Source organism: Nocardioides sp. CCNWLW216, from assembly GCF_037120545.1.
Classification (GTDB): Bacteria; Actinomycetota; Actinomycetes; order Propionibacteriales; family Nocardioidaceae; genus Nocardioides; species Nocardioides lianchengensis.
The window spans coordinates 59,611-84,481 of record NZ_JBBBBJ010000003.1; the positions used below are offsets into that span (position 1 = coordinate 59,611).

General features: G+C 71.5%; 31 protein-coding genes. 13 read left to right on the forward strand and 18 right to left on the reverse strand.

The features are described from left to right. Positions 1-59 precede the first annotated feature (59 nt). Positions 60-1,055, reverse strand: a complete 996-nt coding sequence (locus V7S47_RS07870) for a TerC family protein (RefSeq protein ID WP_090860417.1) — start codon at positions 1,053-1,055, stop codon at positions 60-62. A 185-nt stretch (positions 1,056-1,240) separates the two neighbouring features. On the opposite strand from V7S47_RS07870, the gene V7S47_RS07875 reads away from it, so the two are divergent. Beyond that, positions 1,241-2,071 (forward strand): adenylate/guanylate cyclase domain-containing protein, encoded by an 831-nt coding sequence (locus V7S47_RS07875; protein ID WP_336561057.1) that lies wholly within the window; start codon positions 1,241-1,243, stop codon positions 2,069-2,071. A 43-nt stretch (positions 2,072-2,114) separates the two neighbouring features. Here the strand turns inward: V7S47_RS07875 and V7S47_RS07880 are convergent, their stop codons facing one another. The 5 genes from V7S47_RS07880 to V7S47_RS07900 form a co-directional block, all read right to left on the reverse strand. Further along, entirely contained in the window at positions 2,115-2,519 is a 405-nt protein-coding gene (locus tag V7S47_RS07880) for a hypothetical protein (RefSeq protein WP_336561058.1), read from the reverse strand. 6 nt (positions 2,520-2,525) lie between these two features. Beyond that, positions 2,526-3,275: an ABC transporter ATP-binding protein gene (locus V7S47_RS07885; RefSeq protein ID WP_336561059.1), complete on the reverse strand. Its 750-nt coding sequence runs from the start codon at positions 3,273-3,275 to the stop codon at positions 2,526-2,528. After that, positions 3,272-4,033: an ABC transporter ATP-binding protein gene (locus V7S47_RS07890; RefSeq protein WP_336561060.1), complete on the reverse strand. Its 762-nt coding sequence runs from the start codon at positions 4,031-4,033 to the stop codon at positions 3,272-3,274. The genes V7S47_RS07885 and V7S47_RS07890 overlap by 4 nt, the downstream gene beginning before the upstream one ends. After that, positions 4,026-6,299: a branched-chain amino acid ABC transporter permease gene (locus V7S47_RS07895; protein ID WP_336561061.1), complete on the reverse strand. Its 2,274-nt coding sequence runs from the start codon at positions 6,297-6,299 to the stop codon at positions 4,026-4,028. Before V7S47_RS07895 ends, V7S47_RS07890 begins: the two co-directional genes overlap by 8 nt. An 82-nt stretch (positions 6,300-6,381) precedes the next feature. Then, entirely contained in the window at positions 6,382-7,788 is a 1,407-nt protein-coding gene (locus tag V7S47_RS07900) for an ABC transporter substrate-binding protein (protein WP_090860421.1), read from the reverse strand. 226 nt (positions 7,789-8,014) lie between these two features. On the opposite strand from V7S47_RS07900, the gene V7S47_RS07905 reads away from it, so the two are divergent. Next, positions 8,015-8,665: a TetR/AcrR family transcriptional regulator gene (locus tag V7S47_RS07905; protein ID WP_336561062.1), complete on the forward strand. Its 651-nt coding sequence runs from the start codon at positions 8,015-8,017 to the stop codon at positions 8,663-8,665. On the opposite strand, the gene V7S47_RS07910 is transcribed toward V7S47_RS07905, so the two are convergent. Further along, positions 8,654-9,034: a DUF4267 domain-containing protein gene (locus V7S47_RS07910; RefSeq protein WP_336561063.1), complete on the reverse strand. Its 381-nt coding sequence runs from the start codon at positions 9,032-9,034 to the stop codon at positions 8,654-8,656. The two genes, V7S47_RS07905 and V7S47_RS07910, sit on opposite strands and share 12 nt — an antisense overlap. Positions 9,035-9,186: 152 nt before the next feature. Between V7S47_RS07910 and V7S47_RS07915 the strand changes: the two genes are divergently transcribed. Further along, the gene (locus V7S47_RS07915; RefSeq protein ID WP_336561064.1) at positions 9,187-9,717 is read left to right on the forward strand and encodes a nuclear transport factor 2 family protein; all 531 of its coding nucleotides are present in this window, start codon (positions 9,187-9,189) and stop codon (positions 9,715-9,717) included. Here the strand turns inward: V7S47_RS07915 and V7S47_RS07920 are convergent. Further along, positions 9,714-10,334, reverse strand: coding sequence for a hypothetical protein (locus tag V7S47_RS07920; RefSeq protein WP_336561065.1), 621 nt, complete (start codon positions 10,332-10,334; stop codon positions 9,714-9,716). The two genes, V7S47_RS07915 and V7S47_RS07920, sit on opposite strands and share 4 nt — an antisense overlap. Positions 10,335-10,434: 100 nt before the next feature. On the opposite strand from V7S47_RS07920, the gene V7S47_RS07925 reads away from it, so the two are divergent. The 4 genes from V7S47_RS07925 to V7S47_RS07940 all read left to right on the forward strand — a co-directional run bounded on the left by V7S47_RS07925 (position 10,435) and on the right by V7S47_RS07940 (position 12,776). Next, entirely contained in the window at positions 10,435-10,860 is a 426-nt protein-coding gene (locus V7S47_RS07925) for a MarR family winged helix-turn-helix transcriptional regulator (RefSeq protein ID WP_336561066.1), read from the forward strand. Between the two features lie 525 nt (positions 10,861-11,385). Next, the gene (locus V7S47_RS07930; protein WP_336561067.1) at positions 11,386-11,757 is read left to right on the forward strand and encodes a hypothetical protein; all 372 of its coding nucleotides are present in this window, start codon (positions 11,386-11,388) and stop codon (positions 11,755-11,757) included. Positions 11,758-11,787: 30 nt separating this feature from the next. Continuing rightward, positions 11,788-12,222 carry a hypothetical protein gene (locus tag V7S47_RS07935; RefSeq protein WP_336561068.1) on the forward strand — a complete coding sequence of 145 codons (435 nt, stop codon included), beginning with the start codon at positions 11,788-11,790 and terminating at the stop codon, positions 12,220-12,222. 140 nt (positions 12,223-12,362) lie between these two features. After that, the gene (locus V7S47_RS07940) at positions 12,363-12,776 is read left to right on the forward strand and encodes a BLUF domain-containing protein (RefSeq protein WP_336561069.1); all 414 of its coding nucleotides are present in this window, start codon (positions 12,363-12,365) and stop codon (positions 12,774-12,776) included. A gap of 308 nt (positions 12,777-13,084) precedes the next feature. Here V7S47_RS07940 and V7S47_RS07945 read toward each other — a convergent pair whose 3' ends face one another. From V7S47_RS07945 to V7S47_RS07960, 4 genes are read right to left on the reverse strand one after another with little or no spacing between them, the layout of a single operon-like run. Further along, positions 13,085-14,521 carry an MFS transporter gene (locus tag V7S47_RS07945; protein ID WP_336561070.1) on the reverse strand — a complete coding sequence of 479 codons (1,437 nt, stop codon included), beginning with the start codon at positions 14,519-14,521 and terminating at the stop codon, positions 13,085-13,087. Between the two features lie 33 nt (positions 14,522-14,554). Beyond that, positions 14,555-15,208, reverse strand: a complete 654-nt coding sequence (locus tag V7S47_RS07950) for a 3-oxoacid CoA-transferase subunit B (RefSeq protein ID WP_336561071.1) — start codon at positions 15,206-15,208, stop codon at positions 14,555-14,557. Beyond that, positions 15,205-15,864 carry a 3-oxoacid CoA-transferase subunit A gene (locus V7S47_RS07955; protein ID WP_336561072.1) on the reverse strand — a complete coding sequence of 220 codons (660 nt, stop codon included), beginning with the start codon at positions 15,862-15,864 and terminating at the stop codon, positions 15,205-15,207. Before V7S47_RS07955 ends, V7S47_RS07950 begins: the two co-directional genes overlap by 4 nt. Then, positions 15,861-17,030: a thiolase family protein gene (locus V7S47_RS07960; RefSeq protein ID WP_336561073.1), complete on the reverse strand. Its 1,170-nt coding sequence runs from the start codon at positions 17,028-17,030 to the stop codon at positions 15,861-15,863. Before V7S47_RS07960 ends, V7S47_RS07955 begins: the two co-directional genes overlap by 4 nt. 82 nt (positions 17,031-17,112) lie before the next feature. Here V7S47_RS07960 and V7S47_RS07965 point away from each other — a divergent pair, with 82 nt between their 5' ends. From V7S47_RS07965 to V7S47_RS07980, 4 genes are all read left to right on the forward strand, one after another. After that, on the forward strand, positions 17,113-18,009 hold the full coding sequence (locus V7S47_RS07965; protein ID WP_336561074.1) for a LysR substrate-binding domain-containing protein: 897 nt from the start codon (positions 17,113-17,115) through the stop codon (positions 18,007-18,009). A 66-nt stretch (positions 18,010-18,075) separates the two neighbouring features. Next, entirely contained in the window at positions 18,076-18,510 is a 435-nt protein-coding gene (locus V7S47_RS07970; RefSeq protein WP_336561075.1) for an SRPBCC family protein, read from the forward strand. A 28-nt stretch (positions 18,511-18,538) separates the two neighbouring features. Continuing rightward, positions 18,539-19,012 (forward strand): pyridoxamine 5'-phosphate oxidase family protein, encoded by a 474-nt coding sequence (locus tag V7S47_RS07975; RefSeq protein ID WP_336561076.1) that lies wholly within the window; start codon positions 18,539-18,541, stop codon positions 19,010-19,012. A gap of 26 nt (positions 19,013-19,038) precedes the next feature. Continuing rightward, positions 19,039-19,341 (forward strand): ankyrin repeat domain-containing protein, encoded by a 303-nt coding sequence (locus V7S47_RS07980; RefSeq protein ID WP_336561077.1) that lies wholly within the window; start codon positions 19,039-19,041, stop codon positions 19,339-19,341. 16 nt (positions 19,342-19,357) lie between these two features. Here the strand turns inward: V7S47_RS07980 and V7S47_RS07985 are convergent, their stop codons facing one another. The 5 genes from V7S47_RS07985 to V7S47_RS08005 are packed head-to-tail and all read right to left on the reverse strand — an operon-like array spanning position 19,358 to position 23,056. Then, positions 19,358-20,971 (reverse strand): polyamine aminopropyltransferase, encoded by a 1,614-nt coding sequence (locus V7S47_RS07985; RefSeq protein WP_336561078.1) that lies wholly within the window; start codon positions 20,969-20,971, stop codon positions 19,358-19,360. A gap of 7 nt (positions 20,972-20,978) precedes the next feature. After that, positions 20,979-21,401 carry a DUF350 domain-containing protein gene (locus V7S47_RS07990; RefSeq protein ID WP_336561079.1) on the reverse strand — a complete coding sequence of 141 codons (423 nt, stop codon included), beginning with the start codon at positions 21,399-21,401 and terminating at the stop codon, positions 20,979-20,981. 7 nt (positions 21,402-21,408) lie between these two features. After that, on the reverse strand, positions 21,409-21,897 hold the full coding sequence (locus tag V7S47_RS07995; protein WP_336561080.1) for a DUF4247 domain-containing protein: 489 nt from the start codon (positions 21,895-21,897) through the stop codon (positions 21,409-21,411). After that, on the reverse strand, positions 21,894-22,442 hold the full coding sequence (locus tag V7S47_RS08000; RefSeq protein WP_336561081.1) for a DUF2617 family protein: 549 nt from the start codon (positions 22,440-22,442) through the stop codon (positions 21,894-21,896). The genes V7S47_RS07995 and V7S47_RS08000 overlap by 4 nt, the downstream gene beginning before the upstream one ends. After that, complete coding sequence (locus V7S47_RS08005) at positions 22,439-23,056, reverse strand: DUF4178 domain-containing protein (RefSeq protein WP_336561082.1); 618 nt, start codon at positions 23,054-23,056, stop codon at positions 22,439-22,441. The genes V7S47_RS08000 and V7S47_RS08005 overlap by 4 nt, the downstream gene beginning before the upstream one ends. A 223-nt stretch (positions 23,057-23,279) precedes the next feature. Between V7S47_RS08005 and V7S47_RS08010 the strand changes: the two genes are divergently transcribed. Next, a complete protein-coding gene (locus tag V7S47_RS08010; RefSeq protein WP_336561083.1) occupies positions 23,280-23,951 on the forward strand; it encodes a Type 1 glutamine amidotransferase-like domain-containing protein in 672 nt (223 codons plus the stop codon). A 52-nt stretch (positions 23,952-24,003) separates the two neighbouring features. Further along, positions 24,004-24,378: a hypothetical protein gene (locus V7S47_RS08015; RefSeq protein ID WP_336561084.1), complete on the forward strand. Its 375-nt coding sequence runs from the start codon at positions 24,004-24,006 to the stop codon at positions 24,376-24,378. A 10-nt stretch (positions 24,379-24,388) separates the two neighbouring features. Here the strand turns inward: V7S47_RS08015 and V7S47_RS08020 are convergent, their stop codons facing one another. Beyond that, positions 24,389-24,847: a ribosomal protein L7/L12 gene (locus V7S47_RS08020; protein WP_336561085.1), complete on the reverse strand. Its 459-nt coding sequence runs from the start codon at positions 24,845-24,847 to the stop codon at positions 24,389-24,391. Positions 24,848-24,871: the final 24 nt, after the last annotated feature.

The following is a 24,871-nucleotide window of genomic DNA, read 5'->3' on the forward strand; positions in this document are numbered from 1 at the left end:
CTCGCCCGAGAACCGGCCGGCGCGCCAGGAAATGGCGCAACCGGCCGGTGCCGATCAGGTCACACGCGCTCGGGCTCCTGCTCCTCGACCGGCTCGTCGGCGGCCCGCTTCGACGCGATGAGCGAGGTCGTCACCGTGACGGCGAGGATGCCGACGATCACGCCCAGCGAGGCCAGCGTCGGGATCTCCGGCACCGACGACCAGGTCATGTGCGCCCAGTGCAGCGCGAGCTTCACGCCGATGAAGCCGAGGATCGCGGCCAGGCCGTAGGACAGGTGGACCAGCTTGGCCAGCGCCCCCTGCAGCACGAAGTAGAGCGCGCGCAGACCGAGCAGGGCGAAGGCGTTGGTGGCGAAGACGAGGTAGGGGTCGCCGGTGATGCCGTAGACGGCCGGCACCGAGTCGATCGCGAAGACCAGGTCGGTCGCGAAGACGGCCACGACCACGAGCGCGAGCGGGGTGAGGGCACGCTTGCCGTTCTGGATGACGGTCATCCGCGGGCCGTCGTACTCCTCGGTGACGGGCATGAACTTGCGCATCAGCTTGACCGAGCGCATCGACGAGACGTCCTTCTCGTCGTGGTCGTGCCCGGAGATCGCGTCCTTGAGCAGCTTCACGCCGGTGGCCAGCAGGATCAGGCCGAAGACCAGGAACACCCAGTCGAACGCCGACAGCGCCGCGGCGCCGAGCGCGATGAAGATGCCGCGCAGCACCAGCGCGCCGACGATGCCGTAGAGCAGCACCCGCTGCTGGAGCGCCGCCGGTACGGCGAAGGCCGCGAGCAGCAGCATGAACACGAACAGGTTGTCCACGCTCAGCGTCTTCTCGACCAGGTAGCCGGTGTAGTACTCGACCCCCCGGTCGCTGCCGTGCTGGGCCCAGATGTAGCCGCCGAAGGCGAGCGGCAGGGCGACGTAGAACGCCGACCAGGCGAGGGCCTCCTTCATCGAGACCTCGTGCGGCTTGCGGGTCGCGATGAAGTCGACGACGAGCAGGACGACGACGAGGCCGATGGTGACCGCCCACAGGGTGGGCGTGCCGATGGTGTCGAGCATGGGTCTCCTCAAGCATCAGTGAGCTTGAGGTCTCCCCCACCCGTCTCCGAGGACGGGCGCCGCCCGGGTCGCTCGCGGGAGCGACGTACTGACCGGGCGGATCTTGGTGGGGTACTCCCCTCAGCACCAGAGTAGTTGCCAGTTCAACCTGGGTCGAAACGGCGGCGATCTGGCAGCATGCGCGCGTGGCCACCGTCCTGCTCGTGATCGCGGTGTCGGTCGAGGGTGCGGCGGCCATCACCCTGCTGGTGCTCTGGCTGGTCGGTCGGCGCCGCCAGCAGCTGCTGCGCGAGGAGGTCGCCCGGCTGCGGACCCCGTCCGAGAAGCCGCCGCGCCGGCTGGTGCCGACCGGCCGCGAGGTCGTGAAGGGCGTCTGGGAGACCGCGGCGCTGGTCCGCGAGAAGGGCCTCGGCGGCGCGCTGCGCAGCTCGATCGACGACCTCGCCGGCTGGGCGCAGGTGGAGCGCCCCGACCTGGTCCGGCTGGCCGGGCCGAGTGGCAGCCTGTCGATCCTCTTCTCCGACATCGAGGGCTCGACGGCCCTCAACGAGCAGCTCGGCGACCAGCAGTGGGTGCGGCTGCTGGCCCGCCACGACCGCACGGTGCGCGCCCGGGTCGAGAAGTACGACGGCCACGTGGTCAAGACCCAGGGCGACGGCTTCATGGTGGCCTTCCCCGACCCCGAGCGGGCGACCCGCTGCGCGGTCAGCGTCCAGCGCGCCTTCGACCGCGGTCACCGCGGCGGCAAGCCCGACCTGCGGGTCCGGATCGGCATCCACCACGGCGACGTCGTCCACCGTGACAACGACATCTTCGGCCGGCACGTCGCCCAGGCCGCCCGGGTCGCGGCCCAGGCCGCGGGCGCCGAGATCCTGGTCAGCGACACCGTCGTCGAGGCGCTCCGCGAGTACGACGACCTGGTGCTCGAGGAGCCTCGGACGGTGGAGCTGAAGGGGCTCAGCGGCGAGCACCTCGTGACGCCGGTCTTCTGGGGCGACCGCGGGGATCCCGCCTGATCTCCGATCCTGTGGAGAACCCCGCCGAGTCATCCACAGGCGGTCAGGAGCGGCCCTCGCGCAGGGCGGCGACGAGCTCGTCGTGCCGCTCCTGGGACTCGACGACCTGACGGAGCAGCCACAGGCGCATCAGCTGCGACAGCGCGCCGGCGACGTAGAGGCCGACGCCGAGCACGGCGAGGGCGAGGAAGGCGGTCGCGAGGATCTGGGCGGAGACGCTGTCGCGGGTGTCCTCGTACCCGAGCGAGAGCTGGTAGGCGACGAAGGCGCCCACGACGCCGACGATCATCGCCACCAGGCCGCCGGCCCTGACGGCCCCGTCGCGGGAGCCGCTGCCGGTCTTGAGCTTCTTCTCGGCGACGGCGGTCGTGAAGGTCTCGCTGCGCTTGCCGGGTCGGGCGCTCACGGTGGACTCCTGATCAGCGGTGCCGGTCGAGGTGGTGGTCATGGGTCGTCATCCCCCCAGGTAGGTGGTGGACAGGTCGGCGTCGATCTCGGCCGGGGTGCCGACGGCGGCGATCCGACCGTGGAGCATCACGGCGGCCAGGTCGGCGATCGGCAGGACCGTCCGCGCGAACTGCTCGGCCACGAGCACGGAGATCCCCTCCTCCACCAGCTGGGCGACCGTGTCGTACATCTGGCTGACGATCATGGGCGCCAGGCCCATCGACAGCTCGTCGAGGAGCAGCACCGCGGGATCGGTGGCCAGGGCGCGCGAGAGCGCGAGCATCTGCTGCTCGCCGCCCGACATCGAGCCGGCGAGCTGGTTGCGGCGGTCCTGCAGGATCGGGAAGCGGAAGTAGGCCCGCTCCTCGATCTGCTCGCGGGAGGCGCCGGTGCCGGTCGCGAGCCAGAGGTTCTCGCGGACCGTGAGGTTCGCGAACACGCCGCGGCCCTCGGGGATCAGGCAGACGCCCATCCCGGCCGCGGTCTCGGCGCTGATCCCGTTGACCTTCTGGCCGGCGTAGCGCAACTCCCCGCCGGCCATCGGCAGCAGCCCCGCCGCGACCTTGACGGTCGTGGTCTTGCCGCCGCCGTTGGGACCGAGGAGCGCGACGACCTGGCCGGCGTGGACGGTGAGGTCGACCCCGTGCAGGACCTGGATCGGCCCGTACGCCGCCCGCACGCCGACCAGCTCGAGCACCGGCGGGATCGGCTCCGGCTCCACCGGCCCGCTCGCGCGGTCGGTCACGACGGTCGTCATGCGAGCACCTCCCCGCCGATGTAGGCCGCGACGACCTCGGGCGAGGCCTGGACCTCGGCCGGGGTGCCGGAGGCGATCAGCCGGCCCTGGTCGAGGACGTGGATGGTGCTGCAGAGCCTCATGACGAGCGGCAGGTCGTGCTCGACCAGGCAGATGCCGAGCCCGGTCGCGGCCAGGCCGGCGAGCATCTCGGCGAACTCGTCGGTCTCGTGCTCGGTCTGCCCCGAGGCGGGCTCGTCGAGGAGCAGCAGCCGGGGCTTGGTCATCAGCGCCCGGGCCACCTCGACCACGCGCGCCCGGCCGGTCGGGATGTCCGAGACCTCCCGGTCGGCGATGGGGGTCAGCCCGGTCAGCTCGAGGAGCCGGTCGGTCTCGGCCTCGACGTCGATCGAGCCGCCGCGGAAGCGCCGGCCCGCGTTCACGATGTCGCCCGCCACCCGCACGTTGTCGCGGACGCTGAGGGTCAGGAACAGCTCGAGCCGCTGGAAGGTCCGGGCGATCCCGAGCGCCGCGCGCTTGGCGACCGGCCGGCCGGTGATGTCGGTGCCGTCGAGCAGCACCCGGCCCGAGGTCGGCCGCTGCATGCCGGTGACGGTGTTGAAGAGCGTCGTCTTGCCGGCACCGTTCGGGCCGATCAGCCCGGTCACGCAGCCGGGCGCGACGGTCAGGCTGACGTCGTCGACGGCCGTGTTGCCGCCGAAGCGCACGGTGATGCCGCGGGTCTCCAGGAGCGGTGCGCCTCCGGATGACTCAGACACGGGCCACCTCCTCGTCGAGAGCGGGCAGGGCCCGGGCCGGCAGGCCCAGGTAGGTGTCGAGGTCGTAGCGCTCCTCGGGGTCCAGCGGACCGTCGAGCGCCCGCAGCTCCGGCGGTACGACGGCCGCGCGGGAGCGGTGCTCGGCGAGCTCGGACTCGGTCAGCACCCGCTCCGGCATCCAGATCCGGCCGAGCACCGGCAGCAGCACGACGACGCAGAAGATCCCGATCGCGAAGCTCCAGTCGCCGATCGCCTCGACCCAGTTCAACCCCAGCAGGACCAGACCCGCCGCGACCCCGACGTACAGCACCGGGCGGGCGTTGCGCAGCGGCCGGTAGGACTCGCAGATGTCGTTGACGATGCCGCTGGGGTTGCGGTTGACGCCGATGCCGGTCAGCGCGATGGCGATCGCGAAGACGTGGCTCAGCGAGCCGAACAGGCCGGCGTACATGTCACTGCCGGCCTCGAGGTTGCCGAACGTGCCGTTGATCAGCGAGAAGCCCATGCCGACCATGAACCCGCCGAAGAGCGCCCCGCTGACGTAGCTGACCCCGCCGACCACGGTGAGCATCACCAGGGCCAGGCTGGCGACGATGAGGAAGTTGTCGGGCGCCACCGAGCCGACCGCGGAGGCCATCAGGATGCAGCCCAGACCGGCGATCGCGGCGGAGAGCATGAAGACGCTGAGCTTAAGCCGGACCAGCGACTGGCCGAGCATCGCGGCCGCGGCCGGGCTGTCCTTCATCGCGGCCAGGCGCCGGCCGTAGCCGCTGTTGCGCAGCGCCACCAGGGCGACCCCGAGCACGGCGAACAGGACGGCGAGGGCCATCAGGAAGGTGGCCTCGTCGTCGAGGTCGATCGGGCCGGCGTCGAGGTGCGGCATCGCGATGACCGCCGCCGGGAAGATCGTGTTCTCCCCCCAGAGCGGCCAGTCCCGCGGGGTGACCTCGCTGAGCACCAGCGTCGAGACCAGGCCGCCGAAGGCCATCGTGGCCAGCGCGAGGTAGAGGCCGCGCAGACGCAGCGCGGGCAGCGCGACCAGCCCGCCCACCAGGGCGGCGGCGACGGTGCCGATGAGCAGGCCCTTCCAGGCCAGCGTGGCGTCGAGACCGGTGCCGGAGACGCCGGTGTGGTAGGCCACGATCACCGCGATCGCGCCGAAGCTCAGCGGGACCAGGTTGATCTCGCCGGCGTACCCGGTCAGCGGGACCAGGGACAGCGCGATGATCGAGAACGCGAGCGCGGCGGTCCAGGGCCCGAGCATCAGCGGGTTCGCGATCTTGGTGATCACGAACATGATGGCCACGAACGCCACCGCCCAGCCGGCGGCGAACCGCACCGACGGCACCCGGGTCCGTTCCCGGGTGCGCTGCTGGGCGCCGCGCAGCCGGTCCTGGGGCAGCACCAGCAGCACCAGGAAGAGCACGATCATCGGCAGGGCGGTCTTGACGTTGCCGATCCAGTCCCAGTCGGTCGGCGCGTAGCCCAGCAGGTACGTCGAGGCGAGGCCCAGGAACAGCGCGCCCACGAAGGTGCGCGGGATGCTCCGCAGCCGGCCGAACATGGCGGCCGCGAAGGTGTCGATCACCAGCAGCGTCAGGGTGTTGGCCTCCAGCGACCCGCCCGCAACGGGGGTGACCAGCACGCCCGCGAGGGCCGCCAGCGACGCGCCGACCGCCCAGGACGCCATCGCGACCCGGTCGGGGTTGTAGCCGTTGAGCCGCAGCAGGTCGGGGTCGTCGACGACCGCGCGCATGGTGACGCCGACCCGGCTGCGGGTGAACAGCAGCCGCAGGCCGATCGCGAGCGCCGCGGCCGCGACCAGGCAGAGCAGCTCGTGGTAGCGGATCCGCACCCCGAGCAGCTCGAACGACGTCGAGTTGCCCCAGAGCATCGCCACGCTGCGGGCCTCGGTCGGGTTCCAGATCCACTGCGACAGCGAGACCATGCCGAGCAGCACGGCCACGGTCACGACGACCTTGGTCACCTCGGCGACGTCGCGCAGGCCGTGCATCAGCGTCTTGTGGAGCAGCACGCCGGTGAGCGGCCCGAAGACCAGCACCACCAGCACGAACGCGACCGGCACGGGCAGGCCCCAGCCCACGCTCAGCTGCCAGTACAGGAACGCCGACAGCATCGCCTGCGCGCCGTGCGCGAAGTTGAACACGCCGGACGTGGTGTAGGTGAGCACCAGTCCGGAGGCGGCGATCGCGTAGACCGCGCCCATCACCAGTCCGACCAGCGTGTAGGTCAGGAACAGGTCCACGACGTCCCTCCCCAGGAACTGCGGTGGTGGTGCGGGGCCCGGCCGCGTTCACGACCGGGCCCCGCACCGTCGTACGACGGTCTCAGCTCGACGGCGTCAGCACGTCGTCGGTGAGGTACTTCGTGGCGATCCGGTCGTCGGTGAGCTCGATGCCGCCGAGCTCGGCCTCGGTGCCGGGACGCGCCTTGTCGACGCAGAAGTACTCGCCCTTGGCCTCCGGGACGATCTGCTCGTAGGTCTTGCCCTTGACCTCGGTGAGGATCCCGCAGATCGGCGTGCGGTTGTCACCGGGGTTGCTCTCCGCGTGCAGCCCGCCGCCGGTCCACGACGTGACCTTCGACAGACCGTCGACCATGCACTGACGGGTCAGGTCCGAACCGCAGTCCTTGGCGACCTGCGCCCAGAGCAGGAACGACGAGGCCGTCTGCATGCCGAGCAGCGCCTTGACGCCGCCGAACTCGTCCATGATCGAGAGGTAGTCGGCGACCGCCGGCACCTCGTCGGCGTTCTCGAACGGCTGGAACTGCATGCCGACCTTCACGCCCTCGGTCAGGTCGCCGACGTTGGCGTCGCTGACGGCCTCGTTGTACCAGGTCGCCTCGGTGGCGAAGGTCAGGTCGAGACCCTCGACCTTCGCGGCCTCCAGGAAGGAGTACAGCGGCGGCGACGGCGGCGTGAAGCTGAACAGCGCGGTCACCCCGCACTCCTTGTACTTCTGCACGATCGCGCGGTAGTTGTCGCCGCCCGCCGACTTCAGGCTGACACCGCAGTCGTCGGCGTCGGCGCCGACCGCCTCGAAGTTGCCGAAGTAGCGCAGCAGGCCCTGAGCCACGGCCGGCGAGTCGCTGTTGACCATGCCGGTCTTGGCGAACTCCGGGTAGTTGTCCATCAGGATCTGCTGGGTCGACGGGTTGAACTCGTCGACCGGACCCGGGACCGCCTGGTAGTGCATCGGCCCCATCGAGGCGGCCGGCGAGATGGTGAAGCCGGAGACCGTCGGCATCTTGCACTTGATGCGGTCGGGCTCGGCGTTCTCGTCGAGGCCGAAGCCCTGGCCGACGAGCATGAAGTCCTGGCTGCACGACTCCTTCATCACCTGCGCGGTGTTGAAGATGGCCGCGTCGTAGCGGTTGCCCACGATCTCGCGGCCGTTGATGCCGCCGAGGCCGTTGCACCACTGGATGAACGCGTCCATGGCGTCGCCCATCTCCTGGTTGAGGCCCGGCGTGGCCGAGAACCCCTTGTCGTCGCCGTACCCGATCGTGATCGAGTCGTCGGTGACGCCCTGTTCGGTGGCGCCCGATGCGTCACCCTCCCCGCACGGCGACTCCAGGTCGCCGAACGTGTCGGTCGGCAGCTCCGCCTTGGGCGCGGCGCTGCTGTCGTCCCCGCCCGGGTCTGCGCTGTCGCGGTCCGACGAGCAGGCCGGCACGAGCAGCAGGATGCTGGCGGCCGCGGCTCCCGCCCGGACCAGTCGCTGATGACGCATCAAAGTCTCCCCTCCCTAAAGAAACCTCGGTGTAGAACGCGGCACATCAAACCCTCATTGAGGGCACTATGGGAATAGTCATTGAGGTGCCGATGTGAAGATCGCACACGGGAGGTCCCACCCGCACGGGTTTGCGTGATCACGATCACACAACGACCATCCGGACAATGGTGGGCGTGATCCCGGAGACCGGGACGCGGGAGTGGCAAAGCCTGGGGGAGGGCCGATGGACGAGAGCACGACAGGAGCAGGCGGTGCGGTGCTCAGCGCCAAGGGCACGCGCCTGAACCGGCGCGGCCTGCAGACGCGGCGGCACCTGCTGCGCGTCGCGCTGCACTGCCTGGCCGAGGGCGGCCCCGAGTCGGTGAGCGCCAACCTGGTCGCGCGCCAGGCCGGCGTCACCTGGGGAACGGTGCAGCACCAGTTCGGCGACGTCGACGGGCTGTGGGCCGCGGTCTTCGAGTACGTCGCCGTCGAGGGCGGTCCGCTGTTCGCCGACCTCCCGGAGCAGGTCGATCTCGCGGAGCGGGTCGAGGCGGTGGTCGATCTGCTCTGGAACGCCCTCGAGCTGCCGGTCTCCCGGGCGATCTACCAGCTGCGCACCGCGCTCCCGCAGGACCGGACCGAGCTCGAGACGGCCTTCCCGCGGACCGCGAAGGCGATCGCCGCGTGGGACCTGCACTGGGCCAGCGCGATCGAGCACGCCTTCGCCGGCCTCGACGTCGACCGGGACCGGCTGGCCCGGGTCCGGGCCATGCTGCCGGCCGCGATGCGGGGGCTGCGCGTCGAGCAGGCGATGAGCACCTACGTCGACATCGACGCCGCCCGCCTCGGCCTGAGCGAGGCGATCACGGTCTACCTGGCCTCAGACGGCTGAGCGTCGGCCCCGGGTCGCGCCCCACAGGCCCACGCCGATCCCGACCACCGCGCCCCCGAGCCCGATCAGCTGCTGGGAGCGCGACATCTCGTCGTGCACGCTGATCCCGCCCAGCAGGTCGGCGGCGTCGGCCCCGCCGGAGGCGAGGAACCAGCCGCCGGTGTCCCGGCCGCGCACCGCGGCGGTGACCAGGAGGCCGCCGATCAGCGCGTCGCGGTAGCCCATCGAGCGCAGCAGCAGCCGGGTCGTGGGATCCGGCTCGGAGTGGTCGCCCCACCAGCGGTTGGCCCGCTCGGGGGCCAGCAGGAACGAGATGCCGGAGGCCAGCCGGATGCCGCCCGCGAGGAGCGCGGCCCGATCGAGGGTCATGCCGCGGGACCCTAGGGCGAGCGGTGCGCCGCGGCCAGGGAGGAGGCCACGGCGCACCAGTGACCCGCAAGGGTCACCATGAGCCTAGGAGGCACTCCGGCGTACCGACGGGTAGGTGACCCGGCCCACAGGGACCGGTACGGTCCGGTCCCGTGAGCGCGCCCGACCCGCTGGCCGACCGGCAGGAGATCCGCGACCGGCTGGCGTCGTACTGCCACGGGGTGGACCGGCTCGATCTCGACCTGGTCCGCTCGGTCTACGCCCGCGACGGCGTCGACCACCACACCGGGTTCAGCGGGACGGCGGACGAGTACGTCGCCTGGTTGGCCCGCGGCCTGCCGCGCCTGGACGGGACGATGCACATCCTGGGGACCCACCTCTGCGAGCTGTACGGCGATGTCGCACTGAGCGAGACCAACGGGACGGCCGTGCACTGGGGCACGCCCCCGGACGAGCCGGCGCTGAACTTCACCACCGGCTTCCGGTACGTCGACCGCTGGGTGCGCGAGGACGGATCGTGGCGGATCGCAGAGCGCTTCGCGGTGCGTGAGTGGACCCGCTCCGACGCCGGTCGTCGTCGTTCGGCGGAAGCAGCGGGACCGACCGGTCACCGGGACCGCCGCGACCCCTGGTACGTCCAGCGGGCGGCGGTCCTCGGCGATCTCGGCCTCGCAGAGGACTAGCGGCCGCAGCCTTCGCTCTCGTCGGCGAAGGTGTCGCCGGCGCGGAACGGGTTGCCCGGCAAGGCGTCGTTCAGCGAGCGCGCGCCGGCCCTGGTCAGCTCCAGATCCGAGCTACGGCTCCCGCCGCGGCGGTCGAGGCCGCGGTCGCGTTCGGTGTGCAGCACCGTCGCGCGGTCGCCGCCGTTGACCTTGGCGCTGAGGGTGCCCTTCTTCAGGTTGACCCGGAGTCCGGTCCAGCGCGCGTCGGCACCGTCCCCGATCACCCCGATGCCACCGGCGACCCGGACCACCGTGCGGTGACCGTCACCACCGTGCCGCGCGCGACTCCGGTCCTGGTCCTTCCGGCGGTCGCGCAGCGGGAACGACAGCGTGACGTCGCCGTCGTCCACGTCCTTGTCGGCCGCGCCGAGCGCGCGGATCCGGTAGCTGCCGGCGGTGAGCCGGTCGGTCGTGCGGTCGGTGAGCTCGATGCTGACCGAGGCGTCGCGGTCGCCGTGGTGTCCACCGCCGTCGGCGACGGCGCTGGGAGCCAGGCCGCCCGCGCCGAGCGTGAGGGCCGAGACGGGCAGGCCGACGACGGCGAGGCGGACGGTTCGCGTGTTCCCGAGAGTGTGCATGGTGCGGGTTCCTCCAGGTGGTCGGTTGCCCCTTCCCGCCGCTCCCGGTGGCCAGGCCGACCCCGGCTCAAACCCTCGGCCGGCGTGCCAGACTCGCCCCATGGCCGAGGACGACCTGCTGCGCGCGCTGGGCGCGGAGCTGCTCCGGATCGGACGGCTGCGGGCGGCGTCGTACCCCGGGTCGCGGCTCGACAACTCCGCCTTCCGGATCCTGTGGTTGCTCGTCGAGCGCGGTCCGGCCACCCAGCGCGAGCTCTCCGAGGACCTCCAGCTGGAGCGCTCGACGGTGACCCGGCAGGTCGCCGCCGCGCTGGACCGCGGTCTCCTCGAGCGGTACGACGACCCCGGCCGCAGCGGTCGGGTCCTGCGCCCGACGGCCGCGGGCGAGGAGGCCTACCGCCACGACGGGCAGCTGCGCGCCGACCGGCTCTCCGCGGCCCTGGACGCGCTCGGCCCGGAGCGCTCGACCCAGATGGTCAAGGCGCTCCGGGAGTTCAACGACGCCCTTGATCGGAGCGGCGCCTAGTCGTGTCACCGCGGGGCCTCGGCGCCAGTGCGGACTGCGGCATGTGAGTGCCTTCGTGAAGCCATCGGTGGAAGGCTCTGCCCACGGCTGATCTGATCAGCGAGTGGCTCGCAGCACGGACCGAGTGGACCGCAGCTGCACGCCCACTCGAGGAATGCAACCGGTTGATGGACCGTGTGAGGTCGTTGGCTCGCGACATCGCGGAAGACACGGACTTGCGTCACACCATCACGACCCTGTGCGAGCCCGCCCAAGCCCCTGACCTGTGCCTCGGCGCTGCGCTGGTGCGCGAACACTGGGACCTCGACGGAGCCGCTGACACCTTCGTCTCGGTAGTCCACGACTCCGGAGCCTCGATCACGCGGCCCGTGACTATGTCCATCGCGCTGGGTGTCGGAACCAGCAGGACCGCGAGATCGGCCGCACTCTGCCTGCTCACCATCGACTCCGGTCGTGGCAACACCGGCACCACACTCTGATCAGTACGGACACCCGCTCATCGGCTAGCTGAGTGCGGATTCTGAGATGCTCAGTGGCGTGGTGAGTCGCTGGTTCATGCGTCGATGGAGCGAGTCGCGTGGTGACCAGTTCTCATCTTGGGGCTTCGCGACCTACTACTTCGAGGTCGACCTCGACGGCTGGCCAACGCGTCAGATCGAGGTCTACGACAAAGGCGCGATCCTTCGCTACGGTCCCGACCACCCCGAGGACGAGTTCGGGCAGTTGGGGCGGGCACGTTCGGACGAGGTTGAGGACTGGAGTCCGTGGGTCACAACTGCAAAGGACTTCGAGAAGGTGTGGTCGACCGACCGTAAGCGCCCTCAACGCGGCATGACCGAGCGGAATCTCGATGCGACTGCCGTTGACGAGCGGACTCGTTCAGAATGGGGCCGTTGACAGCCCGTGCCCTCAAGCGTGGAAGTAGACGTGTCTCCGCAGTTCACACCTCGGCCGCCCGACGATCAGATTCGCGCGATTCTGGGATGGAACACGTTCAGGTGGGCCGTCGACCACCTGCCGACCGGCGTTTCGATTGACGATGTCAGATTCATCGACCTGATCTCGGTGACGCGGGAGGACGTCGACCGGTGGGTTGCGCGGCATGGTTTCGCCTCGACGTCCGTCCGGGACGACCGCTACGACGGAGCCGAAGCTCTCTACCTCCTTCCGGAGGACGGTGGATGGGTGGTCTTCTACTCGGAGCGGGGCCAGCGAAACTTCGCGCACCACTTCGTCACCCGGGAAGAGGCCCGACGCTGGGTCGTCCACCACCTCTATGAGTCCGCCCGAACGTCGCTCAATCACCGGTGGTGGCATGCCCATCCCGACGCGCGGCCGGCGAGCATCGGCGACATGCCGTGAACTGAGGCCCATTGACGGGCGATCCCGTGCCAGGCAGGTGCCCGCTCCTCGGCAAGTCAGCAAGGCCGACCTCCGCCCATCCGCAAGCCTTTCGAGAAGACGGCCGGCCAAGCAAAGTCACGGAAGTAAAGTCGCTGAACATGCTCTCCCTCACGTACCTGAGCTCTGCGGCCCACCTGCTGTCCTCCACCGAGCTGGCCGAGTTGCTGGTGCTCTGGCGCCCCCGCAATCACGAGCGCCACATCACGGGACTGCTGCTCTACAGCGGCGGGAACATCATCCAGACCCTCGAGGGACCGGACGATGAGGTGACCAGCACCTTCGCCGACATCGCCCGCGATCCTCGCCACACTGGCGTCATCGAGGTCCTCCGTGATCCCATCGAGGAACGAGCATTCCCGGACTGGTCCATGGGCTTCAACGACGTCAGCGACGTCGACACGACAGATATCGAAGGCTTCAACGACTACCTCCTGCTGTCGAACGGCCAAGCCGGTCCAGGTCGGCAGCAGGTTCAGACGATGTTCGAGATCTTCAAGCGCTACAACCCATGAAGCACGAGCGTCGAGCCTGACTGAGGAGCGAGCGACACCCGCAGCCACACGACGCAGAGCGGGTTGGGGGCACCGCCGGCCGTGTCAGGTGCATGAGCCCATGTCGCCTAGTTGCCCCTCACCGGCACGTCGGTAGGACCGCGCACTCTCGGCGGCAGACCAGAACCTCCGTCAGACCTGGCCCGCGACGATCCACTTCCGGGTTCGGGCCCCTGACAAGGTGCCCAGGCCGGTCCCCCACCAAGAAGGCGCGCTCACCGGAGGATCCGGGTCCCCACTCCTGGCAAGAACCTCACCAGGAGTTGCACCTAGGCACGGGTCCCGGCGTGCTGGACCGTCACCGGAGCAGCGCCGGGGGCCGAGCCCCGACCGCGCGGGATGGTGCCCGCGATGATCACGCCGAGGAAGGCCGCGGCCGCACCGACGAGGAAGCAGAGCTGGAACGCGCGCTCGGTGGGCAGCCCGCCGACGGCGGAGCTGGTCAGCAGCGCGGCCATCACCGCGGAGGCGAGGGTGGTGCCGACCGAGCGCATCAGGGCGTTCAGGCCGACCGCGGCGCCGGCCTCGGAGGCCGGGACGTTGTCCATGATGAGGGTGGGCATCGCGGCGTACCCGATGCCGACGCCGGCGGAGGTCACGCACGAGGCGAGGAGCAGCTGCCAGGCGGCGTCCATCAGCCCGAAGGCGACGAGGTAGCCGGCGCCGAGGACGGCCGCGCCGATCATCAGGGTGCGCTGGGCGCCGAGGCGGCCCATGAGCTTGCTGGAGATCGGGGCGAAGACCATCATCATCAGCCCGGCCGGCGCCATCCACAGGCCCGCGTGGAGGATCGACTGGCCGAGGCCGTAGCCGGTGGCCTCGGGCAGCTGCAGCAGCTGGGGTACGACGACCGACTGGGCCATCATCCCGAAGCCGATCGCGACCGCAGCGATGTTGGTCATCAGCACGGGCAGCTGCGCGGTGGTGCGCAGGTCGACCAGCGGGTCGGGCTGGCGCAGCTCGAACCAGCCCCAGGCGGCGAGCACGGCCAGGCCGCCGACGATGCAGCCGAGGGTCTGCGCCGATCCCCATCCCCAGGCGTTGGCCTTCGAGACGCCGATCAGGAAGGTGACCAGGCCGGCCGCGAGCAGGGCCGCGCCGGGCAGGTCGATGCGCGCGGGGCGGGCGTCGTGGACATGCGGGATCAGCACGACGACGGCGACCAGGATCACCGCGGCCAGTCCGGTGGCGACCCAGAACATCGCGTGCCAGTCGTGGGCGTCGGCGATCCAGGCCGACAGCGGCAGGCCGATCGCGCCGCCCACGCCGAGGGTCGCGCTCATCGAGGCGATGGCGGTGGAGGTCAGGTGGGGAGGGGTGATCTCGCGCAGCAGGGAGATGCCGACCGGGATGAAGCCCATGGCCAGCCCCTGCAGCGCCCGGCCGACGAGCATCGGCGCCAGCGAGCCGGCCAGCGCACAGACCGCCGAGCCCACGACCAGGATCGCGGCGCTGACGGCGAGCACCCGCTGCTTGCCGAGCAGGTCGGCCAGCCGACCGGCGATCGGCATCGCGACCGCCGCGGCCAGCAGGGTGATCGTGATGACCCAGGCCGTGTTGTCGGCGGTGCTGTCGAGGAGGGTCGGCAGCTCGCTCTGGATCGGGATCACCATCGTCTGGGTCAGCGCAGCACTGAGACCGCCGAGGCACAGGACGACGACGGAGACGATCGGGCTAGCGGGCACGGGAGCGGAGGGAGACGCCACCCGTCATGTGTAACATGCACATACTTGCCCGGGTCAACGACCTGTGCCCGACACCACACCACGCCCCAGGGGTACGTCGAGCCGGTCCGCGAGCTCGTCGTACGACAGGCCGTGGGTCTCGCGGACGACGACGCCGTCGGGTCCAAGGTCGAAGGTGGCGACGTCGGTGTAGACCCGGTCGACGCAGCCCACGCCGGTCAGCGGGTAGCTGCACTCCCCCACCAGCTTGGGCGTCCCGTCCTTGGCGAACAGCGTCATCATCACGAACACGCTCCGCGCCCCGATGGCCAGGTCCATCGCCCCGCCGACCGCCGGGATCGCGTCCGGCGCCCCGGTGTGCCAGTTGGCGATGTCGCCGCCGGCCGAGACCTGGAAGGCGCCGAGCACGCAGACGTCGAGGTGGCCGCCGCGCATCATCGCGAACGAGTCCGCCGAGTGGAAGTACGACGACCCCGGCAGCTCGGTGACCGGCTGCTTGCCGGCGTTGGTGAGGTCGGGGTCGGCCTCGCCGTCGGCGGGGGCCGGGCCCATGTCCAGCATGCCGTTCTCGGTGTGCAGCACCACGCCGGAGCCGGCGGGGAGGTGGTCGGCGACCAGGGTCGGCTGGCCGATGCCGAGGTTGACGTAGGCGCCCCGCGGGATGTTGCGGGCCACCAGGGCGGCCATCTCGTGCTTGGACAGGCTCATACGGCCACCACCCGGTCGACGTAGATGCTCGGGGTCACGACGGCCTCGGGATCGAGCTCGCCGACCTCGACGACCTCGGCGACCTGGACGACCGTGGTGCGGGCGGCGGTCGCCATCACCGGGCCGAAGTTGCGGGCGGTCTTGCGGTAGACCAGGTTGCCCTGCCGGTCGGCCCGGTGGGCGCCGACCAGGGCCACGTCGCCCCGGATCGGCAGCTCGAGGACGTAGGTGCGTCCGTCGATCTCGCGGGTCTCCTTGCCCTCGGCCAGCGGCGTGCCGACGCCGGTGGGGCTGAAGAAGGCGCCGATGCCGGCCCCGGCCGCGCGCATCCGCTCGGCGAGGTTGCCCTGGGGCACCAGCTCCAGCTCGATGCGGCCCGCGCGGTAGAGGCCGTCGAAGACCCAGGAGTCGGACTGGCGCGGGAACGAGCAGACCATCTTGCGGACCCGGCCCTTCGCCAGCAGCGCGGCCAGGCCGGTGTCGCCGTTCCCGGCGTTGTTGGAGACCACGGTCAGGTCGCTCGCGCCCTGCTCGATGAGGGCGTCGACCAGCGCGACCGGCATGCCGGCCATGCCGAAGCCGCCGACCAGCACCGTCGAGCCGTCCTCGATGCCCTCGACCGCCTCGGCGGTCGTGTCGCAGATGGTGGTGATCACGAGACGTTCTCCAGGACGACCGCGAGGCCCTGGCCCACACCGATGCAGATGGCGGCGACGCCGTACCTCTCCCCCGAGACGGCGAGGCGCTTCGCCAGGGTGCCGAGGACCCGGGCGCCGGAGGCGCCGAGCGGGTGGCCGATGGCGATGGCGCCGCCCTGGGCGTTGACGATGTCGGGGTCGACCTTCCAGGCGTCCAGGCAGGCGAGGGACTGGACGGCGAAGGCCTCGTTGAGCTCGATCGCGGCGACGTCGTCCCAGCCGATGCCGGCGCGGGCGAGGGCCTTCTCGGCGGCCTCGACCGGGGCCAGGCCGAACTCCTGCGGCGCCAGGGCATGGGTGCCGCGGCCGGCGATCCGGGCGACCGGGTCGACGCCCAGGCCGGCGTCCGCGGAGCCGAGGACGAGCGCCGAGGCTCCGTCGTTGAGGGGCGAGGCGTTGCCGGGGGTGATCGTGCCGTCCTTGCGGAACGGCGGCTTCAGCCCGGCCAGCTTCTCGGGCGTCGAGCCGGCGCGGATGCCCTCGTCGCGGGTCAGCTCTCCGACGGGGACCACGAGGTCGTCGTAGAAGCCGGCCTCCCAGGCGGCGTCGGCGAGCTGGTGGGAGCGGGCGGCGAACTCGTCCTGGCGCGCGCGGGAGATCGCGAACCGGTCGGCCAGCTGCTCGTTGGCCTCGCCGAGCGAGACGGTCCACTCGGCGGGCATCCGCTCGTTGACCAGCCGCCAGCCCAGGGTCGTCGAGACGGCGGTGACGTCGCCGGCCGGGAAGGCCCGCGACGGCTTGGGCAGCACCCAGGGCGCCCGGGTCATCGACTCGACGCCCCCGACCACGACGACGTCGGCGTCACCGGACTCGACGGTCCGGGAGCCGATCATCGCGGCGTCGAGGGAGGAGCCGCAGAGCCGGTTGACCGTGGTCGCGGGGACGCTCACCGGGAGGCCGGCGAGCAGCACGGCCATCCGGCCGACGTCGCGGTTGTCCTCGCCGGCCTGGTTGGCGCAGCCCCAGACCACGTCGCCGATCCGGGCCGGCTCGAGGCCCGGCACCTTCGCGAGAACGCCGGTCAGCGCGGTCGCGGCCAGGTCGTCGGGCCGGACGTCGGCGAGCGCGCCGCCGAAGCGGCCGAACGGCGTCCGCGCGCTGGCGTAGAGATAGGAGGAGGTCACTCCTCGACGGTAGGCAGGGCGGATCGATCACGTCCAATACTTCTTGGGCGCCGATTGATAACTCATGACCTATGATGCGCCCGTGGAGATCCGGCACCTGCGCGCCTTCGTCGTCCTGGCCGAGGAGCGGCACTTCGGCCGCGCCGCCGCCCGCCTGCACGTCGCCCAGCCCGCGCTCTCCCAGCAGCTGCGCCGCCTCGAGGACGAGCTCGGCGTGACCCTGCTGGACCGGTCGACCCGCCGGGTCGACCTCACCGAGGCCGGGCGGCTGCTCCGGGACCGGGCGCTGCGGCTGATCGCCGACGTCGACCGGACCACCGGCGACCTGGCGGCGTTGGCCACCGGGTTGGCCGGGACCGTGCGTCTGGGCTTCGTCGGGACCGCGACGTACGACGTGCTGCCGCCGGTGGCGCGCCGGGTCCGGGCCGAGCTGCCCGACGTACGTCTCGAGCTGCACGGGGAGCTGCTCGGGCCCGCGCTGCTCGACGCGCTGGTGGCCGGCGAGCTCGATCTGGCCGTGCTGCGGCCCGGGTCGTCGACGCCCGACGGGGTCGTGGTCCGCGAGCTGCGCCGCGAGCCGCTGGTGGCGGTGCTGCCCGCGCACCACCCGCTCGCCGACGCCCCCGCGGTGTCGGTCGCCGACCTGGCCGGCGAGCCGCTGGTCACCCATCCCTCCGGCCACCGGTCGTCGATGCAGCCGCGGGTCCTGGAGGTCTACCGGCGGGCCGGGCTGGAACCCGAGCTGGTGGAGGTCGGCGAGACCGGGACCCTGGTGGTCTTCGTGGCCGCGGGTCTCGGGGTGGGGCTGGTGCCCGCGTCGGTCCGGGCGCTGCGGCTGGACGGCGTCGCCTACGTCCCGCTCGCCGGGGAGCCGGAACTGGTGCCGCTCGCGCTCGCGCACCGCTCCTCGCCCGGGGTCGCGGTCGCGCGGGTGGCCGCGCTGGTGGCGGAGGTCGCGGGCGGCCACCCGGCGGGGTGAGGGTGCCGCGGCGGACGCTCGGATACCGGTCGGGTTCCTGACCGAACAGCGAACCGAGGGGGATCCGTGCCCAGCGTCGAGCGCACCATCGAGGTCGACCAGCCCATCGCGAAGGTCTGGGACTACGTCTCGGACTTCCGCAGCACCGAGGAGTGGGACCCGCCGACCGTCTCCACCGTGCGTACGTCGGGGGACGGCGGCGTCGGGACGACGTACGTGAACACGTCGTCGTTCCTCGGCCACGAGACGCAGGTGGAGTACCGCGTCACCGAGTTCGTCCCGCAGTCGCGCCTGCAGCTGGCCGGCGACGCCGGGAAGTCGCTCGACCTGCTGGACACCATCACCGTCGAGTCGACGGCGACCGGGACCCGGCTGACCTACCACGCCGAGTTCACCACCAGCGGCGCGGCGAAGCTCACCGAGCCGCTGCTGCCGCCCGCGCTGAAGATCCTCGGCGACCGCGTCGCCGAGAGCCTGCGCGACCACCTCACCCGGCTCTGAGCCGGACCACCGACCCCGAGGAGTGACGATGACCGACGACCGAACCAAGCTGATCGAGCTGATGGAAGAGCTCCCCATCGGCATGCTCACCACCACCGGCGCCGACGGCAGCCTGCGCAGCGTGCCGATGGCCCGCCAGGAGGTCGAGCCCTCCGCCGAGCTGTGGTTCATCACGGCTCGCGACACGAAGCACGTCCAGGACATCGCCGCGCGGCCGCACGTCGCGCTCACCTTCTCCAGCCGCAGCTCGTGGGTGGCGGTCGAGGGGCGCGCGGAGGTCGTGGACGACACCGCCAAGCTGCGCGACCTGTGGACCACCTTCGCCGAGGCCTGGCTCCCGGGTGGCCCCGAGGACCCGAACGCCGTACTCCTGCGGGTCGACGTCACCGGCGGCGAGTACTGGGACACCCCCGGCGGCAAGGTCACCAGCGTGCTCAGCCTGCTGAAGACCAAGCTGACCGGCGACACGTACGACGCCGACCACGGGTCGACCAGCCTCTAGGCCTCCCGGGATGGGAGCATCCCGGCATGTCCCACGGCGACTACAAGGACTTCTTCCGCGCGGCCTGCGACGGCGACCTCGAGCTCGTCCGCTTCCACCTGGCCCGGGGCGTCGACGTCGACTTCATCCACCCCGAGGTGATGTCGACCGCCCTGGTCGCCACGATCGAGGCGGGACGATCGGACGTCGCCCTCGCGCTCCTGGAGCACGGCGCCGACCCCGCCCTGGTCTCCCCGCTGGAGGGGTGTGGCCCCCTGGCCGCCGCCGAGGCGGCCGGGTTGGCCGACGTGGTCGCGTGGCTGCGCCCTGCAGTCGCTCCCCGGTCCTGAAGGACCCGGACCGCCGTCAGTAGCCGACCCAGCCCCGGTCGGCGTACCGCAGGATCGCCGGGTCGAGCAGCGTCGACGGCTCGACGTCACGGCGCGCCCGGTCGGCCGGGAACACCGCGGCGGCCGCCAGGACCTCGTCCGAGATGAACCGGGTGGCGGGCGTGTCCGGCCCGAGTCCCAAGGCCGGCGGCGGCCCGTTCGGGGCGGTCGCGGCGATGGCCAGGACGAACCCCCAGTCGCCGAACGACGGGACGTCGGCGTGGTACGCCGTGGTCGCGTACCCCGCCTCCGCCAGGGTGGCCTCGACGCACCAGAACGCCTCGGGAGCGAAGAACGGCGAGCCGGACTGCACGACCATCCGACCGTCCGCGGAGAGCAGGGACCGCAGCATCCGATAGAGCTCGACGGAGTAGAGCTTCGCGAGCGAGGTGGAGTCGGGATCGGGGAAGTCGACGATGATCGAGTCCCACCGCCCGGCCTGCTCACCGCCGTGGTCGCGGATCCAGGTGAAGGCGTCGGCCGCCAGGTAGGTGACGCGCTCGTCGGCCCACGCGTCCTCGTTCAGCTCGCGCAACGGCTCGTAGCTGCGAGCCAGGTCGACGACGGCCGGGTCCAGGTCGACGAGCGTGACCTCCTCGACTCCCGGGGTGCGGACCACCTCCCGCAGCGCCAGCCCGTCACCCCCGCCCAGGATGAGCACCCGGCCGTGGGAGCCGTTGAGCGCGGGGTGGACCAGCATCTCGTGGTAGCGGTACTCGTCGATGGAGGAGAACTGCAGGTCGCCGTCGAGGAAGAGCCGCAGGTCGTCGCGGTCCGCGCCCGTGACGGCCCCGCGGGTCAGCACGATCGACTGGTACGGCGACCGCTCGCTGTGGACGATCGGGTCCCGGAACAGCGCCTGCTGGGCCGAGGCCTCGAACTGCGCCGCCCGGGTGCCCATCAGGACCAGGCCGGCGATGACGCCCAGGCAGACGGCCATCGAGGTCCACCGCTCCCGGCGCCGCCCGGTGGTGAACGCGAACGCGACCATGCCGGCCGCGGCCACGTTGACCGCGGCGATGACCAGGGTGCCCTCCAGCAGGCCGAACCGGGGCAGCAGCCAGAACGGGAAGAGCAGGCCGCCGACCAGCGCGCCGACGTAGTCGACCGCGTTGATGTCGGCGATCGCGCGGGCCGCCTCCTGCGCGCGCAAGCGTTGCAGCAGGGCCATCAGCAGCGGGATCTCGGCGCCGATCAGGGCTCCGATCGCGAAGGAGACCGCCACCATGGCCGGCGTGTAGACGTGCAGCCACGAGAACGCGGCGTAGAGGACGGGGACGGAGAGCCCACCGACCAGCCCGAGACCGATCTCGACCGCGATGAACGCCCGCAGCGGGCGGCCGAGCAGCGGCTTGACCAGGATCGCGCCGACGCCCATCGCGAACATCGTGACGGCGATGACGATCGAGGTCTGGGTGATCGACGAGCCCAGCAGGTAGGACCCGAGCGTGACCAGGGCCAGCTCGTAGACGAGCCCGCAGGCGGCGCACAGGAACACCGCCAGGAGCAGCAGCACCCGCCGGACCCGGGCCTGCGCCGGTCGGCCGACCTCCGGCGTCACGGGCGAGCCGGCGGCCCTGGTCGTGGACACCGGGCGGTCAGGTCAGGGACGCGGCGATGATGAGGCCGACCGCGAACTGGCTGGCCACGATCACCCACACGGCCGGGTCGTCCTTCTCGTCGGTCACCAGGTCCCCGAGACGGCCGGGGGTGGCCAGGTCGAGCACGAGGAACGCCACCCCGAGGAGCACGATGCCGATCAGTCCGTGCGCGCCGGCCTCGAGCAGCGTGTGCCAGGTGTCGGACTCGGTCGTGTAGATCGAGGTCGCGATGATGCCGCCGAGGGCGAGCAGCGACGACCCGAGGACCAGGGAGGCGTCCCGGTTGTGGTCGACGAAGACCTTGCGGCCCAGGTGGCCGGGGGTCAGCAGGTCGACCACGGCGTAGCCGAGGGTCAGCAGGCCCATCCCCAGCACCGCGAAGAGGAGGGTGGCGAGCAGGTCGTTCAGGAGGTCGTTCATGGGGTCCTTACTTTCCGAATCCGGATCCGCCGCCGCGGAAGAAGCTGCCGCCGCCGCCCCTGCCGTAGTGGCTGCCCCACACGCCGAGGAAGACCGCGCCACCGTGCCGGTTGTAGCCGCGGTCGAACTCGTCGAGCTCGATCCGGCTGCCGGTGCCGTCGGCGGTCACGGCGACGATCCAGTCCGAGTCGTACCGGAGGTAGACCGCACGCGCAGTGTCGGCGTCGGGAGTGCTGCCGTCGGGAGTGCTGGTGGCGTCGCCCTGGGTCGTGTCGTCGGGGTCGGTGCCCGCGATGATGGCGTTGACGGTCGTGTCCAGGTCGTCGTCGGAGCGGTAGGCGATCGTCTCGTCGTCCTGGTCGGCGCCGCTGGTGACGGTGTAGTGGTCGTCGAGCCAGTCCTTCGGGCTGTTGTCCGAGGCCAGGGCCGGGATGGCGAACAGCGCGACCAGCGCGAGCCCGCACATGAGCAGCACCGCCTTGGTCCGGGTGCTCATGCGGCCGCCGTCCCCGGGAGCACCCGAGCGGACCGGGTGTGCACGATCTCGCCGGTGTTCGGGTAGGTGTGCCAGGTCTCCCACCGCACCGGCCGCCCAGGGGCGGCATCGGTCAGCACCAGGGCCGTGACGGCGCCCGGGGTCCCGGGGAAGCGGGCGAGCAGGCCGTGGTCGGGACGGGAGTCGAGGTCGTCCTCGATCGCTCGCACGCGACGGGCGAACTCGGTCGGCGCGTACTCGTGCACGCGCGCCTCGACGTCGTACCCGGCGACCGCGGTCGCGGCGGTGAGCGGCGCACCGTCGGTCACGTCGCACGCGACGGTCTCGCTGAACACCTGGGTCCCGTCGAGGAGCAGCCGGAGCTGGTGGGACGCGCCGAGCACGCGCAGGTCGACGCTCAGCGCGTCGTCCACGGTCACGACGAGCTCCGCGACGGCGGACCGCGGCGCCAGGTCGACGGCCCACCGGAGGTCGGCCGCCCGCACGTCCAGGAACGCGACGTCGAGGTCGACGTGCCGCGGCCCCGTGTGGAGGGTCCCGGTCACAGGGTGCCCTTGCGGTCCGTGCTCGGGAAGACGGTCAGCTCCCAGGGCTGGACGACGGCCCCGAGCGAGGCCTCCCAGCGGCTGCCGAAGTTCTCGAAGCCGAGCAGGCGCCCGTCGACGGCGCGGTAGTCGGCGTAGCGCATCGTGCCGGTGGCGGCGGTGCCGGTCGAGCCCGCCGCGGTGTACGCCGCCTCGCCCTGCTCCTGCAGTCGGTAGGCCACGGCCCCGACGATCACGTCGCGGTCACCGGGCGAGCCCTGCTCGATGTCGCCCTCGGCGAGGGCCTCCCACAGCGTCACCTCGAAGCCCTCGTCGGCCTCCACGCCGAGCCAGCGCTTCCGGTCGGCGTCGTCGAGCATGTACTCGTCCCAGGTGTAGCCGTGCTCGTCGAGGTGCAGCGACCCGCGCACGAACCACTTCTCGATCCCGAACTCGATGATGTCGCCGACCTGGAGCTGCTTGAGCTGGTCGATCGACGCCTTGTCGACATCGCCGATGACGTCGTCGGGTCGGCGGGGGCCGGCGTCGTCGCGGCGCCGTACCAGCCACCAGCCGATGACCGCGGCGGCCGCCAGTGCGAGGAGGACGAGCAGCAGGACGAGGGGGCCAGGCACGGGGCGGTGGTCCTTCCGGGGGCGGGGCGAGCAGGCTCGAGCGTGACCCTACGAGTGGGGCGCGCACCGGTGTGCGAGTGGGTCGCGACTGAGCGTCCCGGACGGGCAGGACGGCGACGCCGCTCGAGGCGCTGCCGCCCCGCATTGTGTCCGTCTCCGCCGATGAGTCCCGAGGTGGTCAGAGGTCGGTACGTCGTACCGTCCGCCACGATCGGGAGACACCGTGAAGCTGCTGCTCACCTCCGGGGGCGTCACGAACGCCAGCATCCACGCGGCACTGGTCGGGATGCTGGGCAAGCCGATCAGCGAGTCCGACGCCCTCTGCATCCCCACGGCGATGTACGGCCACCCCCGGGTCGGTCCGGGCGACCGGGCCTGGCAGTTCATCAGCGGGGAGTCCGAGAACCCGATGGTCGGCCTGGGCTGGCGGTCGATGGGCGTCCTCGAGCTCACGGCGCTGCCGAGCATCGACGAGTCGTGCTGGGTCCCGCGCGTCAGGGAGGCGGACGCCCTGCTGGTCGCGGGCGGCGACGTGCTCTACCTCTGCCACTGGATGCGGGAGTCCGGCCTCGCCGACCTGCTCCCCTCGCTGTCCGACACGGTGTGGGTGGGGCTGAGCGCCGGGAGCATGGTGCTGACCCCCGAGGTCGGGGACGACTTCATCCAGTGGCGGCCGCCGAGTGGCAACGACCGCACGCTCGGTCTCGTCAACTTCTCGATCTGTCCGCACCTCGCGCGCGACGGTCAGCCGGGCAACACGTTGGCCGAGGCGGAGGCGTGGGCTGCCCGCATCGGCGGGCCGGCGTACGCGTTGGACGACCAGAGCGCGATCGCCGTGGTCGACGGAAACGTCGAGGTGGTGTCGGAGGGGCAGTGGACGCAGCTGAAAGGCTGACGAGCGGACACGGATCGCGACCGTGGCGGGCGCCTGCGCGGATGATGTGGGCATGACCTCGCTCTCGCTGATCGGCTATTGGCGCTCCGAGGGAGACTTGACCTCCGCCTTCCCGGATCCGCGCGACTGGGTCGACCCCGGTTGGGATCAGGACGAGCGGGACGCGACGTCGTACTACTTCGCCGCCGGCACGCTCTTCCGGACGTTCATGGGCTACTCACCGTGCAGGATCTGCGGCGTCGACAACGGAGTCGTCGAGTACACGGATGGGACCTACGTTTGGCCAGAGGGACTCGCCCACTACATCGACGAGCACGCGGTGCGGCTTCCGGACGTGCTGGTCGCCCACGCCCGTGAGCGACTGAACGCCGTGGAGGACCGTGAAGCCGCGCCCGACTGGTGGCTCACCGCGACCGCGAAGACGTGATCACCGGCATCTAGTCGTCGTTCGTGAGTACGGCGGCCGTGGCACCCGCGCTCTCGAGCCGGTCGCGGACACGGTCGGCGCTCGCGGCGCTCAGGCGGCGGACGACGATGACGGGCGCGGACTCGACCGCGTTCTTGGCGTCCACCAGCCCCGCGCCGGTGACCTCCCGAAGCCCCTTGATCGCGTCGATGCGGCGCGCGCCGGCGCTCCGCAGCTCCACGCTGCACGGCCCTGGCTCGGTGAACTGCGGTGGCACGATCCAGGCTGCGGGCACGCCGGTGCGGACGTAGCGCCACCACACCACGGGGTTGGTCCCCACGCTCAACACGAGGATCACCGCGCCCAGCAGGCCCACGAAGCCCAGATCGGCGCCGCACGAGCCGATGAGGGCGAGACCGAGGATGCCGCCGAGGATCCGTGGGAGCGCTCGGAGAAAAGCTCCGCCGACAGAGCTCACTGACCCGGACACGGGCCGGAGTCTGTCACCACCGAC

Coding starts and splice junctions, on each gene's coding strand:
- V7S47_RS07870 (WP_090860417.1), bottom strand. CDS start 1,055: ATGCTCGACACCATCGGCACGCCCACCCTGTGGGCGGTCACCATCGGC.
- V7S47_RS07880 (WP_336561058.1), bottom strand. CDS start 2,519: ATGACCACCACCTCGACCGGCACCGCTGATCAGGAGTCCACCGTGAGC.
- V7S47_RS07885 (WP_336561059.1), bottom strand. CDS start 3,275: ATGACGACCGTCGTGACCGACCGCGCGAGCGGGCCGGTGGAGCCGGAG.
- V7S47_RS07900 (WP_090860421.1), bottom strand. CDS start 7,788: ATGCGTCATCAGCGACTGGTCCGGGCGGGAGCCGCGGCCGCCAGCATC.
- V7S47_RS07905 (WP_336561062.1), top strand. CDS start 8,015: ATGGACGAGAGCACGACAGGAGCAGGCGGTGCGGTGCTCAGCGCCAAG.
- V7S47_RS07910 (WP_336561063.1), bottom strand. CDS start 9,034: ATGACCCTCGATCGGGCCGCGCTCCTCGCGGGCGGCATCCGGCTGGCC.
- V7S47_RS07920 (WP_336561065.1), bottom strand. CDS start 10,334: ATGCACACTCTCGGGAACACGCGAACCGTCCGCCTCGCCGTCGTCGGC.
- V7S47_RS07925 (WP_336561066.1), top strand. CDS start 10,435: ATGGCCGAGGACGACCTGCTGCGCGCGCTGGGCGCGGAGCTGCTCCGG.
- V7S47_RS07930 (WP_336561067.1), top strand. CDS start 11,386: ATGCTCAGTGGCGTGGTGAGTCGCTGGTTCATGCGTCGATGGAGCGAG.
- V7S47_RS07940 (WP_336561069.1), top strand. CDS start 12,363: ATGCTCTCCCTCACGTACCTGAGCTCTGCGGCCCACCTGCTGTCCTCC.
- V7S47_RS07950 (WP_336561071.1), bottom strand. CDS start 15,208: ATGAGCCTGTCCAAGCACGAGATGGCCGCCCTGGTGGCCCGCAACATC.
- V7S47_RS07975 (WP_336561076.1), top strand. CDS start 18,539: ATGACCGACGACCGAACCAAGCTGATCGAGCTGATGGAAGAGCTCCCC.
- V7S47_RS07980 (WP_336561077.1), top strand. CDS start 19,039: ATGTCCCACGGCGACTACAAGGACTTCTTCCGCGCGGCCTGCGACGGC.
- V7S47_RS07990 (WP_336561079.1), bottom strand. CDS start 21,401: ATGAACGACCTCCTGAACGACCTGCTCGCCACCCTCCTCTTCGCGGTG.
- V7S47_RS07995 (WP_336561080.1), bottom strand. CDS start 21,897: ATGAGCACCCGGACCAAGGCGGTGCTGCTCATGTGCGGGCTCGCGCTG.
- V7S47_RS08015 (WP_336561084.1), top strand. CDS start 24,004: ATGACCTCGCTCTCGCTGATCGGCTATTGGCGCTCCGAGGGAGACTTG.